The organism is Pseudoalteromonas sp. 2CM28B, from assembly GCF_023161935.1.
Genome location: NZ_JALNTH010000037.1, coordinates 49,727 through 67,116 on the forward strand (window position 1 = coordinate 49,727; position 17,390 = coordinate 67,116).

Here is a 17,390-nt window from a genome sequence, read left to right on the forward strand (position 1 = left end):
CGCGGATATTGACAGCTTAGTTGATGAAGATGACGAATTTGATATTGACGATTTACTCGATGCAGAGCAACCCGCTAATGTAGAGAGTAAAGACGCGGATATTGACAGCTTAGTTGATGAAGATGACGAATTTGATATTGACGATTTACTCGATGTAGAGCAACCAGCTAATGTAGAGAGTAAAGGCGCGGATATTGACAGCTTAGTTGATGAAGATGACGAATTTGATATTGACGATTTACTCGATGCAGAGCAACCCGCTAATGTAGAGAGTAAAGACGCGGATATTGACAGCTTAGTTGATGAAAATGACGAATTTGATATTGACGATTTACTCGATGCAGAGCAACCCGCTACTGCAGAGAGTGAAGAAACCGATATTGACAGCTTAGTTGATGAAGATGGCGAATTTGATATTGACGATTTACTCGATGCAGAGCAACCCGCTAATGTAGAGAGTAAAGACGCGGATATTGACAGCTTAGTTGATGAAGACGATGAAGTTGATATTGACGATTTACTCGATGCAGAGCAACCCGCTACTGCACAGAGTGAAGAAACCGATATTGACAGCTTAGTTGATGAAAATGACGAATTTGATATTGACGATTTACTCGATGCAGAGCAACCCGCTAATGTAGAGAGTAAAGACGCGGATATTGACAGCTTAGTTGATGAAGATGACGAATTTGATATTGACGATTTACTCGATGCAGAGCAACCCGCTAATGTAGAGAGTAAAGACGCGGATATCGACAGCTTAGTTGATGAAGACGATGAAGTTGATATTGATGAATTGCTCGATGCTGAACAACCAACTACTGAAGCTCAAACTGAAGAGCCAGATATTGACAGCTTAATTGATGAAGACGAAGTAGATATTGGCGATGTACTAGATACAGAGCAACCTGAAAGTGATGTTCATGATTCTGAAATAGATCATGCATTAGCGGACTCAATTGAAGATTTAACTGACGCGCAAGAAGAGTTAAATAGTGAAGATGTAGAATCTATCGCTTCATCTTTTGCTGAGCCTGAGCCTGAGCCTGAGCCTGAGCCTGAGCCCGAGCCAGAAACTGAAGCAGAGCAAGAAATTGCAGCAGAGCCTGAACTTGATGTTGAATCAGAAGATGATTTTACTGATACGTCATCTAATTTACTCGATCTAGAAGACGCGCTTGATGAGTACAACGATGAAAATCTCGATAGCGCTGATGAGCTACTGAGCGAGTTAGAACAAACAAGTGATGATTATGTAGAGGCACCTGATTGGTCAGTTGATGGCTTAGATGAGCAATCTGAATCAGAAACAGAGCCAGAACTTGAAGCAGAGCCAGGGCTTGAAGCCGAACCAGGGCTTGAAGCAGCGCCTGATGTTGGATCAGAAGATGATTTAACCGATACGTCTTCAACCTTACTCGACCCAGAAGATGCGCCTGACGAATACGATGATGAAAACTTCAAAAGTGTTGATAATCTTTTAAGTGAGCTTGAGCTAACAGGCGATGAGGATGAACAAGTACCTGATTGGTCAATGGATGACTTAGACGATGATCTTGATGAAGAGGAAATTGATTTAGGCGATGATCCGCTTGCTGGCGATATCCAAAGCAACGATTTATCGTCAGAAGACGATGAGCTATATGAGCCTGAAATAATCACCCCAAGTGAAGAACTTGGGGAGTATCCTGAGTTAGAGCTGGATGATGAACTGCCTTTATCTGATGAGGAACAACAATCACTAACCCCAGAAGAGCTACAAGGTGATAATTTAGATGGTGATGCCACAGGCATGTCACCCAGCCAAGCAGAGCAAGATCTTGCTAATGCTCTATCAGCAGGTAACGACCTCGATAGTTTAGAAGATGAGTTTGATGATGAGCTGTTACTTAACAATGAGTTTTCAGAGTTAGATATAGAGCAAGCTTTAGGTAATGATATTTCAGAGTCTGCAGATCTGACTGAACAAGCTGCAGATGAGCAAGTTGTTAGCTCTAATGATGATTTTGACGATGATCAATTTGATGCGTTAACAGAGTCAGCTGAATTTACCGATCAGCAAACAAATGCTGATCGTGAAGCTGATTTAACGCAAACGTCAGTACCGTCAGAATCAGAAATGATTTCAGATGATGAACTAGATGATGAGTTCATGGCTGATTTAACACAAACAGATTTTGATTCATTACTGAATGAGTTGGCTGAACCTGATGATGTTGATTTAAGCAACAGCAGTGAATTCAATGTTGATTTTAATAGCTTACTTAATGAAGATTTAGCTGATGATAAAGCACCATCGTTGCAAGAGCTCATTGAGCAACCTGAGGTTACTGAGCCATTAGATCAAGATGACTTTGTTGATATAGATGCATTACTTGAGCAAAGTGATGATGCGGATATAGATCACGAGCCCTACACCGACGTCGATATGGATGTTGGTTTGGGTGACTACGATTCATTACTTGCTGGTGATAACCCTATGGATGTCGATACTCAAAGTGGTGGTTACTCGGCAAAGCTTGATCTTGCTCACGCATATATAGAGATAGATGATGCTGACTCGGCAGTTAAAATCTTAGATGAGATTATTAATAATGGCCCAGACGATGTGCAAGAAGAAGCACAAAATCTAAAAGCTAAGCTGAAAAACTAACAATAGCTAATCCTGAAAAGGATATCTGAGCTGTAAAACCCGTTATTGGCTAACACTAATAACGGGTTTTTTGTATCGCATAGTTAGGAACCTTAGTTCGCTGCTTTTATTGGAACGCCATATAGCATAAAATGCAGCGTCGATTAGCACAGTAGGTAAAGCAGTAATTATGCGAGTAGCACTTGGAGTAGAATACAATGGCGCACGTTACAGTGGTTGGCAGCGTCAATCACACGTAAATAGTGTACAACAAGAAGTAGAAAAAGCGTTGTCGCGCATTTGTAATCATCCAGTTGAAATTGTATGTGCAGGGCGTACCGATGCCGGTGTACATGGCACTGGACAAGTAGTGCATTTTGATACACATGCTGAGCGTGAAATGGTGGCCTTTACATTAGGCATGAACACCTTATTACCCAAAGATATTGCTATTCGTTTTGCACAACCTGTGGCGGAAGACTTTCATGCCCGCTTTAGTGCAACTGCTCGTCGTTATCGTTATGTTATTTACAATTATGCGTTTCGTGGTGCGGTATTAAATGAAGGTGTTACACATTTTCATCACCCATTAGATGAAATGAAAATGCAGCAGGCGTGTCAATATTTACTAGGTGAGCATGACTTTACCTCGTTTAGAGCGCTGCACTGCCAAGCTAATACGGCAACGCGAACGATTCATCATTTATCGGTACAGCGCCAAGGTGCTTATGTCATTATTGATATTAAAGCTAATGCGTTTTTACACCATATGGTACGTAATATTACGGGTTGTTTAATGGATATTGGCTTACATAAACATGAACCAATTTGGTTAAAAGAGCTGCTAGATGTTAAAGAGCGAGCTAAAGCGAGTGCTACAGCAAAAGCAGCAGGTTTATATTTAGTGGATGTTGATTATCCAGAACATTTTAATATCCCTAGAACGCCGCTAGGACCATTGTTTTTAGCCGATAGTGATATTTGATAAGTAACGAGATGCGTATATTTTGAGGCTAAATTTATACGCTGTTATTCGTATTGCTAACTACTAAGACCAGTTTTTTATACCGTGACAGCGTAATTCATGTTTTAATTGGAAAAATTTGTTTGCATGGTTAACATGTAGACCCGCGACACAGAACAGCATTAAGAGAGTTGCAAATGAGTTGGCTAGAAAAAATCTTACCAAAAACGACTAAGTCTTCAGGTCGTAAAGAAATTCCAGAAGGTGTATGGGCTAAGTGTACGTCATGTGATTCAATTTTATATAAAGCAGAATTAGAAAAATCACTGAACGTATGCCCTAAATGCGATCATCATATGCGTGTTAGTGGTCGTAAACGTCTTGAACAGTTTTTAGATGAAGGCGATCGTCACGAGTTAGGTGCCCAACACGAACCTAAAGATGTGCTTAAATTTAGAGACTCAAAAAAATACTCAGATCGTATCAATGCAGCTCAAAAGTCAAGCGGTGAAAAAGACGCGCTTGTCGCAATGAAAGGGAACCTAAAAGGTATTCCGGTTGCTGCTGTTGCATTTGAATTCTCATTTATGGGTGGCTCAATGGCATCGGTAGTGGGTGCCCGTTTTGTTGACGCGGTTGACCAATGTTTAGAGCATAATATGCCGCTGATTTGTTTTTCTGCATCGGGCGGTGCACGTATGCAAGAAGCCCTTATGTCACTTATGCAAATGGCTAAAACCAGTGCGGCACTGGCTAAAATGACTGAAAAAGGCCTACCGTTTATTTCTGTAATGACAGATCCAACAATGGGTGGTGTATCAGCATCATTGGCAATGCTTGGTGATATTAACGTTGCAGAGCCTAAGGCTTTGATTGGTTTTGCCGGTCCGCGTGTTATTGAACAAACTGTTCGCGAAACGCTACCAGAGGGTTTCCAACGCAGTGAATTCTTGTTAGAACATGGCGCAATCGACATGATTATAGATCGTCGAGAAATGCGCGATACGCTAGCACGCGTACTTGCTAAATTTATGAACTTGCCTTCTACGGAACAAGAGCATAGAGTAGCGTAAATTTCAGCTTTACTGATTACATGCTATGACAAAAACAATTCCTAGCCAATCATCAAGCCTTGATGATTGGCTTTGTTATTTAGAAAGTGTTCACCCTGCAAATATAGAGATGGGACTTGAACGCGTCGCTACTGTTGCAAACAACATTGGCTTATTAAACACTTCCAGCAAAATTATTCTTATTGGCGGCACAAACGGCAAAGGCACAACTGCGCGCTGTTTAGAATCGTTATTACTTGCGCAAGGTTACAGCGTAGGTACGTATGCCTCCCCTCATTTAATTCGATACAACGAGCGAGTGCGCGTTAATGGCGCAGAGCTTGATGATCAATACCATGTCGATGCGTTTAATTTATTAGAACAAGGTCGTGGTGACACCCCACTGACTTATTTTGAATATGGCACCTTAGGCGCGTTAGCAATATTCAAGCGTTTAGAGGTTGATTACGTGCTGTTAGAGGTAGGTTTAGGCGGGCGTTTTGACGCGACCAATATTGTTACCCCCTATGCCAGCATCATTACCACGATTGACTTAGATCATAAAGAATACTTAGGTGACACGCGTGAATTAGTTGCTTATGACAAAGCGGGTATTTTTCGAGAGAGTACTCCTGCAATTATTGGGGACTTAAATATTCCGCATACAATGACCGATTATGGTAAAGAAATTAACGCTAATATGGTGTTATCTGGCAGCGACTTTATTTTTAAAGAGCACGCGCAGAGTTTTAGTTGGCAATTTAAAGAGCATAATCTTGAGTTACCTAAACCAGCAATTCCATGTCAAAATGTAGCCACGGCACTAACCGCACTATCGGTATTAAACTTATTACCGAGCGATGAGGTGATTACTCAGTGTTTAGTGAACTTAGTCGTTGAGGGACGTTTTCAACAACTAAGTGCAGAGCCATTAGTGTATACCGATGTGGCACATAACCCTGAATCAGCTCGCTATTTAGCGACTAAATTAGCAAGCTATAAAGATAAAGGCTTTAAAATTCATGCATTAGCCGCTATGCTTGCTGATAAAGATAAGGTCGGTGTGCTTAAAGAAGTTAGTGATGTAGTAGATGAATGGTCGTTTGCGAGCTTAGAGGGCCCACGCGGCGATAGCGCTGCTAATCTACATCAGGCACTTTTAAGTATTCCTAATAGTTATTTTAAACAGGGTTATAATAGCGTAGAGGCAGCATTGGATACTATCTTGCCAAACCAGCCAAGTAACACACTATTAATTGTATTTGGTTCATTTTTTACCGTGGCTGGCGCTATTCATTACTTTAAAAAATAGAGAGGATGTCGGTGAACTCAGGTTTTATTAATCGCTTAGTCGGTACAAGTATTGTGGTGATCGCAGCAATTGTGTTTATTCCCAATATACTCGATGGTGAAAAAGCGCACTATAAAGAAGGCTTTAAAGCGATTCCAGAACGCTCTGAGTTCAAAACCATTGATTTACAAGAATCAATTGATCAGCAAGTGGCAAATACAGAACCATTAAAAGAGGATGAAATTGAAGATATTCAGCCTGATGATGCTGCATTTGAGCAACAAAACAGCTCTGCTGAAACTGACGTTACTGCACAGCCAGCAATGGTTGAAGCGGTCATAGCCGATACAAAGCAAGGCACAGTAACTACCGGGCAAAATAACGCTACGCGTAATACTAATGAAAACTTAACAAGTATGGCGTATGTCATTCAGCTTGGTAGTTTTTCTCATGCGGCAAATGTAAAAGCGTTGCAGGCAAAGCTAAAAACGAAAGGTTTTAAAAGCTTTACTAGGCCAATTAAAACGCCAAATGGTACTTTAACTAAAGTATTTGTAGGACCGTCATTAAATAAAAATGAGCTGCAGTCTCAACTTCCCGCGCTGAAAGAGCTAACTAAACTAAACGGTAAAGTTACTCAATTTGAAGTGACCAAATAAATTCAATAAAAGGAAGTGTGTTTATCGCAAGATATTACACACTTACCTCGTCTTATTTTATACGTTTAACTAGACCTTTATCCCATTTTAGCTCGCTAACTTTACTTATCAATGCCCACACAAAAATAGCAAAATAGATGCGCTATAAACAAAATGTTTGTTGTTTTTATAACGGTGAATCTGCGCTATTTTTAATCTAATAATGGTGTGTGTTTACTCACCTGTAATCTCACGCTTAAACTTGCATCACAAGGAGGTTTAGGTATAGAATGCGCCCAAAATTAGCGACTAATTGGTTCTTATGATCTGGGTTGATTACGCCATTATTGGCATTATTGCACTCTCTACCATCATCGGTTTAATACGCGGCTTTGTTAAAGAAGCTATGTCATTAGCGGTATGGGCAGGGGCTTTCATCATCTCCAGCTTATTTTATCAATATTTAGCTTCCTTCCTAACATCCATTTCTGAACCCCTTTTAAGAAATGCGGCGGCCATTGCCATATTATTCTTTGCGACGCTATTGTTAGGCGGTTTACTAAACTATATTTTAGGTGAGCTTGTACAGCGAACCGGATTATCCGGCACAGACCGTGTTTTTGGTGTGGTGTTTGGTGCTCTTCGAGGCGTGTTGGTCGTGAGCGCGTTACTCTTCTTTCTTGATGCTTTTACTGGTGCGCCTAATACGCATTGGTGGGGCAACTCCATTTTGATTCCAGAATTTGGCTTTGTAGTTGAATGGTTCTTTTCGTACCTAGAAAACAACTCGAGCTTTTTAAATTCAGTAAACCGTTAATCGGCGAGGATAAATTACATGTGTGGTATCGTTGGAATAGTCGGAACATCGCCAGTTAATCAGGCGATTTATGATGGCTTAACCGTTTTGCAACACCGTGGCCAAGATGCTGCGGGTATCATAACTATTGAGAACAATACATTTAGCTTGCGCAAAGCAAATGGCCTAGTGAAAGATGTATTTCACACTCGTCATATGAAACGTTTGCAAGGCAACATTGGCATTGGCCATGTGCGCTACCCAACGGCGGGTTCTTCAAGCTCGTCAGAGGCTCAGCCGTTTTATGTAAACTCTCCATTTGGTATAGCGCTTGCACATAATGGTAACTTAACCAATGCCGAGTCGTTAAAAGAGCAGTTATTTTCAGAGGCACGTCGCCATGTTAATACGACTTCTGATTCTGAAATTTTACTTAACATCATGGCGCATGAGCTAAGTAAATCAGACAAACTAAAATTAGACCCTGAAGACATTTTCACCGCGGTTACTGAAGTCAACAATAAAGTAAGTGGCGGTTATGCCACTATCGCCATGATTATCGGTCATGGTATTGTGGCGTTTCGCGATCCAAACGGTATTCGTCCATTGGTGTTTGGTAAACGTGAATCAGCAAACGGCACTGAATACATGTTTGCCTCAGAAAGCGTAGCATTAAAGCCTGACGGTTTTGAATTTGTTCGTGACGTTGCCCCAGGCGAAGCTATCTATGTTACTGAAAATGGAGAGTTTCACTCTTTAAGCTGTGCAGATAAAGTGTCTTACTCACCGTGTATTTTTGAATTTGTTTATTTTGCGCGACCGGATTCAACCATTGACCGTATGTCAGTGTATGCAGCGCGTGTAAATATGGGGACTAAGTTAGGTGAAAAAGTAGCGCGTGAATGGGCAGACAAAGACATTGATGTGGTTATTCCTATTCCTGAAACCTCGTGTGATATTGCATTAGAAATGGCACGCGTGCTTGACTTACCGTATCGCCAAGGCTTTGTTAAAAACCGCTATATTGGCCGTACGTTCATTATGCCAGGTCAAGAGCTACGTAAAAAATCAGTTCGCCAAAAACTCAATGCGATTGACCGTGAGTTTAAAGGTAAAAATGTCCTACTTGTTGATGACTCAATTGTACGTGGTACCACCTCAGCACAAATTGTAGAGATGGCACGCGAGTCAGGCGCTAAAAATGTTTACTTTGCATCAGCAGCACCTGAAATACGCTTTCCAAATGTATACGGTATAGATATGCCATCTGCGGCAGAACTTATTGCACACGGCCGTGAAGTAGAAGATATTAACCAAAGCATTAGCTCTGATGGTTTAATCTTTCAATCGTTAAGCGATTTAATTGCTGCCGTTAGCCAAGAAAACCCAGAGATCACTAAGTTTGAAACATCAGTGTTTGACGGACAATACATTACTGGCGACATTGATCAAGATTACTTAAACCGTATAGATAAGCTGCGCAACGATTCAGCTAAAAGCATCCGTGAAAACGCGATGTCATCTGGTTTAGAAATACATAATCAAGATGAAAACGAATCTGATTAATAATGTAATGTTAGCCTGATAGTATTTTAAGGCTAATAAAAAAAGGAGCTTAACAGCTCCTTTTTTGCGTTTATGATAAAGGAATATTTAAGTAAACATGGGGCTGATAATACCGTTGGTCCATAGCATAGCGGTAAGCGCTAATATAATAACCAGTAAAATTAACCCGCATGTAACAACAGAGCTTGCATAAATAAAGCCGCGCTCCTGTGGAATGTGCATCAAAATTGGCACGCCGGTGTACAGTAAATAAACTGAGTAGGCCAGGGCCACTAACCCAACACACACCACAAACCACAGCTCAGGCCAAAAAGCGGCCAATGCCGACATAAACACCGGTGTTGCGGTATAAGCTGCTAGCTCAATTGTTTGGGTAAAAGTCGGTTTAGCACCAAAAGTAACCGCCATCCAATGCGCTAAGTAGGCCAGCGCAAATACACCGCCAATTAAAGCGAAATACATGGCTGCGGCAATCATCAGTGCGCTTTCATGGGTTAAAAATACTGGATTACCTGTACCTATACTCCAGCCTAAGTAAACCGATGAGTAGTACCCCATTGCTGAGGGAAATAAAGCGATAAGCAAAATATGCGATAAGCTATAGGTTAAGCTTTCGTGACGGTTATCAATTGTTTGCCATTCTTCGAGTGGGTGGGCGTATAAGCCCCATAGGTGATTTAGTATCATTGCGTGCTCTCCATAAAAGGATATATTACTGTTTGGTTATAATTGGTTTGTTTTTATACAGTCCATTTAGTTATGGTTCAGTAAGTATACAAAGTCAAGTTATCCACATGCTTGCAATAAGAGCGAGTGTTTATTTTATTCAGCGTAATATTTCATGTTAAAATGCCATAATCGCAATTTTTAGCAATGAGTAGTCAGCGTGCCACATAGCCAGCTTTTAGAACCAATTAACAATTTTTTATTATGCAGTACTCCCGATGAGTGGGTTGAACAAGCAATCAAAAAAGAAAACTTACCCATCATATTAATTGATCACTTAATATGTGAATTAAAAGCGGCGCAAAGTGCCATGTTTTTAATTCGTAAGTATGCGGTAGATAAAGACAGCAGTGATGCACTGCTTGAATGGCTTAAACCGTTTGAAACGCTTATTTATAAACGTGAGGGAAATTGGCGTGATTTAGCGGCTAAAAATAAACTCACTAAATCCATTATCCCTAAATCTAACTCGCCTTATGGCCAAGATTTAATTGATAAAATGGTAATGCTGATAAAAGAAGAGCTGCATCATTTCTATCAAGTCCTCGAAATTATGGATGAATACGGTGTTGAATATAAAAGTATAACGCCATGTCGTTATGCCAAAGGCATGCTACGCAATGTTAAAACGTTTGAGCCTAATGCCTTAGTTGATAAGCTTATTGTAGGTGCTTACATAGAAGCTCGCTCGTGTGAACGTTTTGCCAAGCTTGCCCCGCATGTAGATAAACGCTTAGGGGATTTTTATATTTCATTGCTGCGCTCTGAGGCACGTCATTACCAAGATTATTTAACCCTTGCTCAAGACATTGCTGATTTTGATATTACCGAGCGGGTAAAAGAATTTGCTGAAATAGAAGCACAGTTAATTTTATCTGATGACGAAGACTTTAAGTTTCACAGTGGAACACCGTTAAGTAAAAGTGCTTAGTATACTTGAGTGCTACAAATGCGTTATGTTGTTGTAGCACATACTTTAGTATCAAAATTATTTTTAAATTAGACACTTCCAAAACTCTCTCCTAATATTTAAGCAAGTCGAATTTTGAGTTATCAACGATCTATATTGCTTTGTAATTCATTTTAATAAAAGGGCCATACCTTATTTATAGATGTGGTGATGGAGGAGGATGACTCGGGTCTGCGTTTAGTGAATACTATTCGAGAGGTCATCGGTAGAGAGCGATATCATGAAAATGCTCGATATCGATGAATACTGGAATAAATCAGATATTACAGCAGATAAGCTGCAATCAATTGTTAATAGTAACATACGTATATGGGAGTATATTTCACAAATTAGGTCAGCTAAGCAAGGTTTATAGCTGGTGCTTGGAGCATCTAGAAGTATTAACGGTAAGCACGATATGGCCTCTTTCCTATGCTGTGCTTAAAGAAATTAGCAGTTTCAAAATCAGCTATTAGCCTTGTCACATAAATTACAAATTGAAAAGATAGAACTAGATATCGTTAACCGTGAGCTTGATGCCACAATTAAGCAGCAGCAACTGCAAGAAGGGTTAATTGAAGCGCAAAAACTATCCTCATTAGGGTTGCGCGTGGCAGGTGTTGCTCATGAAATGAATACGCCTATCGGTGGAACCGTTATTTCTGTTTCAAATGCAGATATGGCATTGAATAAATTAAATGAAGCGATGAAACAGGGGCAGACTAAATCAACGTTAGAAAGTATTACAACAAGTATTGGAGAGAGCCTAGCGCTGGCTAAAATTAATTTAAATAAAACCGCCGTATTAGTAAAAAACCTGAACTCCGGATAATAAATCCATCTCAAGCAGCTATTTTCAGCGCTAACTGTGTTGAATTTACTTGCAATAGGCTAGCTATTGACGCGTAATTTCGCCTTGTTTTCACTAAAAATCTCTAGCTTGAGAAAATAAAAATAAATATCATTTTGATTCAATATGTTAGTAAATCTCTTAACCAGAGTTCAGGTTAAAAAGTTTAAAAAAAATGGCGATTGATCGCCATAATGATTAATTTATAGCATGTGATATTGAAAAAATTATTGAAGAGCTATTATTGTCATTAAACTCCAGGTTAAAAAATTCGCCAATAAAAGTGAAAACTGTTTTTTACTTAATAAACATATAATTAGCTTGCCAGGTATTATTTCTTAGGAGGTCGAAAACTCAGTGGTTAATGCGCTAAACCATGCTTTTGATGAAAAGCAGGAGAGTGTAATAGAAATAAAAGTCGAACAAGCGACTAATAATAGGGTGAGGCTGAGCGTGTCAGATAATGGCAAAGATGCTAATGGTGAGATAAAGGCAGATATATTTGAACCCTTTTATACTACAGCTAGAGGTAACACGGGTTTAGGTTTATATATAGTTTATCAATGGGTAACCAAGGTTTTAAAAGGGGACATCAAACTTCATTCAGAACCACAAAGCGATACCTATTTTAAAACACAATTTATTATTACTTTACCTGACTTAAAAGCAAAGTCTCATTACAATTAGTCAATAAAGGCTAAAAACCCTACAAGGGGGTCGAAACTAACTCTTGAAAATTAGGGGTCACCACTAAATACGATCCTTGAGTATACCAATCGCCCAATACTGTGCGAGTAAGCGTTTGGTTATTAACTTCATAGGTATGTACATCAGAGCGGTGAGTATGGCCGTGGATCATATTAGCCACGTTATGTTTGGCGAAGGTTTCGAGTACTGCGCTTTGCACCACATCCAGTATTTCTATTGGCTTATTAGCTTGGCTGAGCTTACTTTTTTCACGTGCATCACGGGCTATTTTTTTACGATACCACAATGGCATAGCAAGCATAAGTTTAGGCCACCACCAACCACGGCTCTTTCGACGAAACTTTTGGTACTCAACATCCTGGGTACACATTTCATCACCGTGCAAAATGACAGTAGGAGTGCCGTAGAGGTCGATCACTGTTTGCTCATTCAGTAAGGTCATTCCTGCCATATCGGCGTACTGTTCTCGCATGATAAAGTCGCGATTACCGTGTACAAAATAGATAGGAATACCTAAGTTATTAACCGCTTTTAGTTGTTCTGCCACTGCTGCTGAGAGTTCGCTAACATAATCGTCACCAACCCAAACTTCAAAAAAATCACCTAAAATATATAGGGCGTCTACTTTTTGAGGAACAATATGGGAGTGTAAAAATTTAAAAAATGCCGCTGTAATATCTGGGCGATTTTCACTCAAATGTAAATCGGCAATAAAGTAGGTTTGGCGAGTCATGGTGATTCCAGTTAAATAAAAGCGGGTGAATACCCGCTTTATGTATTCTGTGAAGAATAAGGAGGTTTTAGCTTACAGTTACACTTTCAATTACCACATCTTCAAGTGGTACATCTTGGTGAAAACCATTACTACCTGTAGCAACACCTTTGATTTTATTTACTACGTCCATGCCTTCCACTACTTCAGCAAACACACAGTAACCCCAGCCTTGTGATGTTTCACTGCTGTGGTTTAAAAAGTCGTTGTTATTCACGTTAATGAAAAATTGCGCTGTAGCTGAGTGTGGATCAGGCGTACGCGCCATTGCTAAAGTACCTACTTTGTTAGATAGGCCGTTGTTAGCTTCATTTTCAATTGGGTCGTTTACTTCTTTTTGCTCCATGCCAGATGCAAAACCACCGCCTTGAACCATAAAACCATCAATTACACGGTGAAAAATAGTGCCGTTATAAAAACCTGAGTTTGCATACTCTAAAAAGTTTTTTACTGTATTTGGAGCTTCGCTTTCGTGCATTTTAATGGTGATATCACCAAAGTTTGTGTGTAGAACAACCATGAGGTTTCCTATAGCTAGTTTAAATATTGGCGCTATTTTATCGTAGTTGACCCAGATTAACAAAGTAGATGTTAGGTTTGTTATAAACCGCTAGAGCCCGTGCTTAGCAAGTGGTAACATAGCTTTTCTGTTAATCGTGAAGGAAAGCAACTAAATGGTACAAATATACAACACACTGACACGCCAAAAAGAAGAGTTTAAACCTATGGTCGATGGAAAAATCGACATGTATGTGTGTGGTATCACCATTTATGATTACTGTCACATTGGCCATGCACGCACATTTGTGGGTTTTGATGTAATTGTTCGCTACCTTCGCCACTTAGGTTACGATTTAAAGTATGTACGTAATATTACCGATGTTGATGATAAAATTATCAAGCGCGCAAATGAAAACGGTGAGGCGATTAACGACTTAACCGTGCGTATGACTAAAGCTATGCATGAAGACTTTGACAGTTTAAATATGCTACGTCCTGATATAGAGCCAACCGTAACCGGCCACATGGATGAAATTATTGCTATGGTTGAGCGTTTGATTGCCAAAGGCCACGCTTATGTTGCAGCCGATGGTGATGTATTGTTTGATGTTTCTACCTTTGAGCAGTACGGGGCGCTTTCGCAACAAGATTTAACCATGTTGCAATCAGGTTCGCGTGTTGAAGTCGCACAAGATAAAGACGACCCACTTGACTTTGTTTTATGGAAAAAAGCCAAAGCAGGGGAGCCGTCGTGGTCATCACCTTGGGGTGAGGGTCGCCCTGGTTGGCACATAGAATGTTCAGCGATGAGTTCAAAGCACTTAGGAGAGCATTTTGATATTCATGGTGGTGGTTCAGATTTACAGTTCCCACATCACGAAAACGAAATTGCGCAATCATGCTGTGCAAATAACGGCCAATACGTTAATACTTGGATCCACACCGGTATGGTACAAGTTAACAAAGAGAAGATGTCTAAATCGTTAGATAACTTTTTTACTGTCCGTGAAGTATTAAAACAATACGACGCTGAGTCGGTTCGATACTTTTTAATATCAGGCCATTACCGCAGCCAGCTTAATTACTCGCAAGAAAACTTAGACCAAGCACGTTCATCACTTGAGCGTATTTACACGGCATTACGTGGTGTTGAGCCAGTTGAATGTGAGCTTGAAGGTAATGAGTATGTGGCTAAGTTTAGAAAAGCTATGAATGATGACTTTAATTCGCCAGAAGCATTACCGGTTGTATTTGAAGTTGCTAAAGAGCTAAATCGAGTAAAAGACAGTGATAGCGAAAAAGCAGGACATTTAGCCTTTATTCTACGTAGCTTAGGTGAAATACTTGGTATTGCTCAACAAGCACCAGAGGCATTTTTACAAGGCAGTCAAAACGACGATGAAGTGGCTGAAATTGAGGCACTGATTGTAAAACGTAATGACGCACGTGCGAGTAAAAATTGGGCTGCAGCAGATGAAGCTCGCGATGCTTTAAATGCACTGGGTGTAATACTTGAAGATTCAGCGGGAAAAACAACGTGGCGTAAAGCATAGAGGTTATTAACCTTTGCGGATTTAGCCATAACGCGCGGATCACAAAAAAAGGGTTGCCATAGGGTAACCCTTTTTTGGTTATATCAATTGCATTAAATTGATTATGTTTTTAATAAAATTGATATTCTTGACCTCAATTATGGTTGAGGTTTTAAACTCGCATTCATCAGTTTAAAAATGGAAAATTAATGAATATTTTACTTGCCATGATCCCTGCTTTTTTATGGGGAACAACTTATGCGGTAACTAAATACGCAACCCCAGAGTGGCCGCCAATTTTATTAGGGGCCATACGTGCACTGCCTGCTGGTTTATTATTGTTGTTATTTAAACCTTCTTGGCCAACAGCAAAGCAATGGCCTGGTATCTTTTTAATCGGCACGATTAATATTGCGCTATTTTTTAGTTTTATTTTTGTAATGGCAATTAACCTACCTGCAGCTATTGCAGGCGTGGGTATGGTGTCTGTACCGGTAGTGGCATTATTGTATGCCTGGCTTGTTAAACGGCAACGGCCTGCGTTAGTGCAAGGTTTTTGTGCCCTTGCTTTAGTGGTTTTAGCATGGCGCTTATTTGATCCACAACATGTAGCACTTAATATATTGGGAGTAGTGGCACTGCTAGGGGCGCTATTAACTATTGTTATAGGCAGTACGCTGGTAAAAAAAGTAACCGCTAAAGTACACTGGTGGACGGTACTCACCTGGCAGTTAATCATTGGCGGTAGCTTGCTAGCAATTGCCGCTATGGTTCAAGCTTTTTATTTTGCTCCTCAGCAGTATCAATTTTTAACTGCATCAATAACTAGCACCCAATGGCTGGCGTTATTTTGGCTGGTGATACCTAACACTGCTTTGGCTTACATCCTATATGTTTGGTTATTAGGGCGAATGTCAGTAGTTGAATTTACTTTTGGCACTATAGCCAACCCAATTGCCGGTATTTTATGTGCAGGAATATTAATTAACGAGCAATATGCAAATTGGCAGTACGCGATTATGTTATTAATGATTGTGTTTTCGGTTTTGCCACAAGGCTTGGACTTAATAAAACGTAGAATGATGATACAAAAAGCCCGCAATTAAGCGGGCTCTTCATTGCTTTATTTTTGCTTATTAGCTGTGATATTTCTCACACGCTTCTAATGTATTTTCAATTAAGCTGGCAACTGTCATCGGGCCTACACCGCCTGGTACAGGAGTAATAAAGTCAGCTTTTTGTTCTGCAACGGCGTACTCAACGTCACCCACTAATTTACCGCTGTCCAAACGGTTAATACCCACATCAATAACAATCGCACCGTCTTTTATCCAATCGCCAGGAATAAACTCTGGTTTGCCTACGGCAACAACCAGTAAATCAGCACGGCGAACATGGGTTTCTAAATCTTGGGTAAACTTATGACAAACAGTAGTAGTACAGCCAGCTAACAACAGTTCAAGTGACATAGGACGACCTACAATATTAGAGGCGCCCACAACCACTGCGTGCATGCCTTTGTAACGCACGCCAGTTGAATCTAATAAGGTGATAATACCTTTAGGTGTACATGGGCGAAGGGCTGGCATACGCTGCGCCAAACGACCAATGTTATAAGGATGAAAGCCATCGACATCTTTATGCGGGGTAATACGCTCAAGAATTTTTTCCGCGTCTAAGCCTGCAGGTAAAGGAAGTTGCACTAAAATACCGTCAACCTCGCCATCAACATTCAATTCATCAATTAATGCTAATAGTGCTTGCTCTGTAGTGTCTGCGGGTAAATCAAATGATTTAGAAATAAAACCAACCTCTTCACAGGCTTTACGTTTTGAACCAACGTAAACTTGGCTTGCTGGGTCTTGTCCAACCAGCACCACAGCTAATCCTGGGGCTCTTAGGTTTTGTGCAACACGTTCTGAAACTCGTTCAGCCACTGCGCTACGTACTTGTTTTGCTACTGCTTTACCATCAATGATGTTTGCCGTCATGGGTGACCTTTAATTAGGTTAATTAACTTGATACCGATACATTTAAAAAACGAATGCATATATAGGGGTTAAAATGCCGATAAAGAAAAACACCTTTACCTTACTCATTTTTTAATATGGCAACTATTTTCGCAGAAAAGCGGTTGAGCGCCAAGTTGCTTTTAAATTATAAGCCCCCGAATTATAAAAAAGAGTTTAAAATTTATCCCTATATCGTAATATTTGACCATTATGAACTAAAAATGAGCAATTGATTTGTTTTCTTAAAAAAACGTTTGACCTAACCCGGTCAAATCACTATTATGCACCCCGTTGTCAACGAGGTCACTCGCAGACAATAGTAAGTATCGGCGATTAGCGCAGTTTGGTAGCGCACTTGGTTTGGGTCCAAGGGGTCGCAGGTTCAAATCCTGCATCGCCGA

16 protein-coding genes, 1 tRNA gene and 1 pseudogene are annotated in these 17,390 nt (G+C 40.2%); 14 read left to right on the forward strand and 4 right to left on the reverse strand.

Features of this window, described 5'->3' with window-relative positions; genetic code table 11:
• From MTN96_RS30020 to purF, 7 genes are all read left to right on the forward strand, one after another.
• Positions 1-2,653 (forward strand): FimV/HubP family polar landmark protein (locus MTN96_RS30020; RefSeq protein ID WP_282452135.1); only part of this gene is annotated, 2,653 nt, incomplete at its 5' end.
• Between the two features lie 169 nt (positions 2,654-2,822).
• A complete protein-coding gene (gene truA / locus MTN96_RS30025; protein WP_036981890.1) occupies positions 2,823-3,617 on the forward strand; it encodes a tRNA pseudouridine(38-40) synthase TruA in 795 nt (264 codons plus the stop codon).
• 176 nt (positions 3,618-3,793) lie between these two features.
• Positions 3,794-4,669 (forward strand): acetyl-CoA carboxylase, carboxyltransferase subunit beta, encoded by an 876-nt coding sequence (gene accD / locus MTN96_RS30030; RefSeq protein ID WP_069438649.1) that lies wholly within the window; start codon positions 3,794-3,796, stop codon positions 4,667-4,669.
• Between the two features lie 25 nt (positions 4,670-4,694).
• The gene (gene folC / locus MTN96_RS30035; protein ID WP_248473605.1) at positions 4,695-5,960 is read left to right on the forward strand and encodes a bifunctional tetrahydrofolate synthase/dihydrofolate synthase; all 1,266 of its coding nucleotides are present in this window, start codon (positions 4,695-4,697) and stop codon (positions 5,958-5,960) included.
• 11 nt (positions 5,961-5,971) lie between these two features.
• Positions 5,972-6,598: an SPOR domain-containing protein gene (locus MTN96_RS30040; RefSeq protein ID WP_036981892.1), complete on the forward strand. Its 627-nt coding sequence runs from the start codon at positions 5,972-5,974 to the stop codon at positions 6,596-6,598.
• A gap of 301 nt (positions 6,599-6,899) precedes the next feature.
• The gene (locus MTN96_RS30045; RefSeq protein WP_008111063.1) at positions 6,900-7,394 is read left to right on the forward strand and encodes a CvpA family protein; all 495 of its coding nucleotides are present in this window, start codon (positions 6,900-6,902) and stop codon (positions 7,392-7,394) included.
• 18 nt (positions 7,395-7,412) lie between these two features.
• Positions 7,413-8,939 (forward strand): amidophosphoribosyltransferase, encoded by a 1,527-nt coding sequence (gene purF / locus MTN96_RS30050; protein WP_013465461.1) that lies wholly within the window; start codon positions 7,413-7,415, stop codon positions 8,937-8,939.
• 87 nt (positions 8,940-9,026) lie between these two features.
• Here purF and MTN96_RS30055 read toward each other — a convergent pair whose 3' ends face one another.
• A complete protein-coding gene (locus MTN96_RS30055; RefSeq protein WP_036981893.1) occupies positions 9,027-9,626 on the reverse strand; it encodes a Yip1 family protein in 600 nt (199 codons plus the stop codon).
• A 199-nt stretch (positions 9,627-9,825) separates the two neighbouring features.
• Here MTN96_RS30055 and miaE point away from each other — a divergent pair, with 199 nt between their 5' ends.
• The 4 genes and pseudogenes from miaE (at position 9,826) to MTN96_RS30075 (ending at position 12,151) form a co-directional block, all read left to right on the forward strand.
• Positions 9,826-10,596: a tRNA isopentenyl-2-thiomethyl-A-37 hydroxylase MiaE gene (gene miaE, locus MTN96_RS30060; RefSeq protein ID WP_069438646.1), complete on the forward strand. Its 771-nt coding sequence runs from the start codon at positions 9,826-9,828 to the stop codon at positions 10,594-10,596.
• A gap of 171 nt (positions 10,597-10,767) precedes the next feature.
• Positions 10,768-11,072 (forward strand): annotated as a pseudogene (locus MTN96_RS30065) (DUF3369 domain-containing protein); the annotation flags it as partial.
• A 20-nt stretch (positions 11,073-11,092) separates the two neighbouring features.
• Positions 11,093-11,446 (forward strand): hypothetical protein, encoded by a 354-nt coding sequence (locus tag MTN96_RS30070; RefSeq protein ID WP_069438645.1) that lies wholly within the window; start codon positions 11,093-11,095, stop codon positions 11,444-11,446.
• A 375-nt stretch (positions 11,447-11,821) separates the two neighbouring features.
• The gene (locus MTN96_RS30075; protein ID WP_069438644.1) at positions 11,822-12,151 is read left to right on the forward strand and encodes an ATP-binding protein; all 330 of its coding nucleotides are present in this window, start codon (positions 11,822-11,824) and stop codon (positions 12,149-12,151) included.
• Between the two features lie 19 nt (positions 12,152-12,170).
• Here the strand turns inward: MTN96_RS30075 and MTN96_RS30080 are convergent, their stop codons facing one another.
• On the reverse strand, positions 12,171-12,905 hold the full coding sequence (locus MTN96_RS30080) for a UDP-2,3-diacylglucosamine diphosphatase (RefSeq protein WP_248533857.1): 735 nt from the start codon (positions 12,903-12,905) through the stop codon (positions 12,171-12,173).
• Positions 12,906-12,972: 67 nt separating this feature from the next.
• Entirely contained in the window at positions 12,973-13,464 is a 492-nt protein-coding gene (locus tag MTN96_RS30085; RefSeq protein WP_008111051.1) for a peptidylprolyl isomerase, read from the reverse strand.
• Positions 13,465-13,618: 154 nt separating this feature from the next.
• Here MTN96_RS30085 and cysS point away from each other — a divergent pair, with 154 nt between their 5' ends.
• Both cysS and MTN96_RS30095 read left to right on the forward strand, forming a co-directional pair.
• The gene (cysS, locus tag MTN96_RS30090; RefSeq protein ID WP_069438643.1) at positions 13,619-14,998 is read left to right on the forward strand and encodes a cysteine--tRNA ligase; all 1,380 of its coding nucleotides are present in this window, start codon (positions 13,619-13,621) and stop codon (positions 14,996-14,998) included.
• A 188-nt stretch (positions 14,999-15,186) separates the two neighbouring features.
• Complete coding sequence (locus tag MTN96_RS30095) at positions 15,187-16,083, forward strand: EamA family transporter (protein ID WP_069438642.1); 897 nt, start codon at positions 15,187-15,189, stop codon at positions 16,081-16,083.
• A 30-nt stretch (positions 16,084-16,113) separates the two neighbouring features.
• On the opposite strand, the gene folD is transcribed toward MTN96_RS30095, so the two are convergent.
• Entirely contained in the window at positions 16,114-16,968 is an 855-nt protein-coding gene (gene folD / locus MTN96_RS30100) for a bifunctional methylenetetrahydrofolate dehydrogenase/methenyltetrahydrofolate cyclohydrolase FolD (RefSeq protein WP_036981898.1), read from the reverse strand.
• Between the two features lie 348 nt (positions 16,969-17,316).
• On the opposite strand from folD, the gene MTN96_RS30105 reads away from it, so the two are divergent.
• Positions 17,317-17,390 (forward strand) — tRNA-Pro (locus MTN96_RS30105).

Coding starts and splice junctions, on each gene's coding strand:
- MTN96_RS30080 (WP_248533857.1), bottom strand. CDS start 12,905: ATGACTCGCCAAACCTACTTTATTGCCGATTTACATTTGAGTGAAAAT.
- truA (WP_036981890.1), top strand. CDS start 2,823: ATGCGAGTAGCACTTGGAGTAGAATACAATGGCGCACGTTACAGTGGT.
- accD (WP_069438649.1), top strand. CDS start 3,794: ATGAGTTGGCTAGAAAAAATCTTACCAAAAACGACTAAGTCTTCAGGT.
- MTN96_RS30045 (WP_008111063.1), top strand. CDS start 6,900: ATGATCTGGGTTGATTACGCCATTATTGGCATTATTGCACTCTCTACC.
- cysS (WP_069438643.1), top strand. CDS start 13,619: ATGGTACAAATATACAACACACTGACACGCCAAAAAGAAGAGTTTAAA.
- purF (WP_013465461.1), top strand. CDS start 7,413: ATGTGTGGTATCGTTGGAATAGTCGGAACATCGCCAGTTAATCAGGCG.
- folC (WP_248473605.1), top strand. CDS start 4,695: ATGACAAAAACAATTCCTAGCCAATCATCAAGCCTTGATGATTGGCTT.
- MTN96_RS30095 (WP_069438642.1), top strand. CDS start 15,187: ATGAATATTTTACTTGCCATGATCCCTGCTTTTTTATGGGGAACAACT.
- MTN96_RS30055 (WP_036981893.1), bottom strand. CDS start 9,626: ATGATACTAAATCACCTATGGGGCTTATACGCCCACCCACTCGAAGAA.
- MTN96_RS30085 (WP_008111051.1), bottom strand. CDS start 13,464: ATGGTTGTTCTACACACAAACTTTGGTGATATCACCATTAAAATGCAC.
- folD (WP_036981898.1), bottom strand. CDS start 16,968: ATGACGGCAAACATCATTGATGGTAAAGCAGTAGCAAAACAAGTACGT.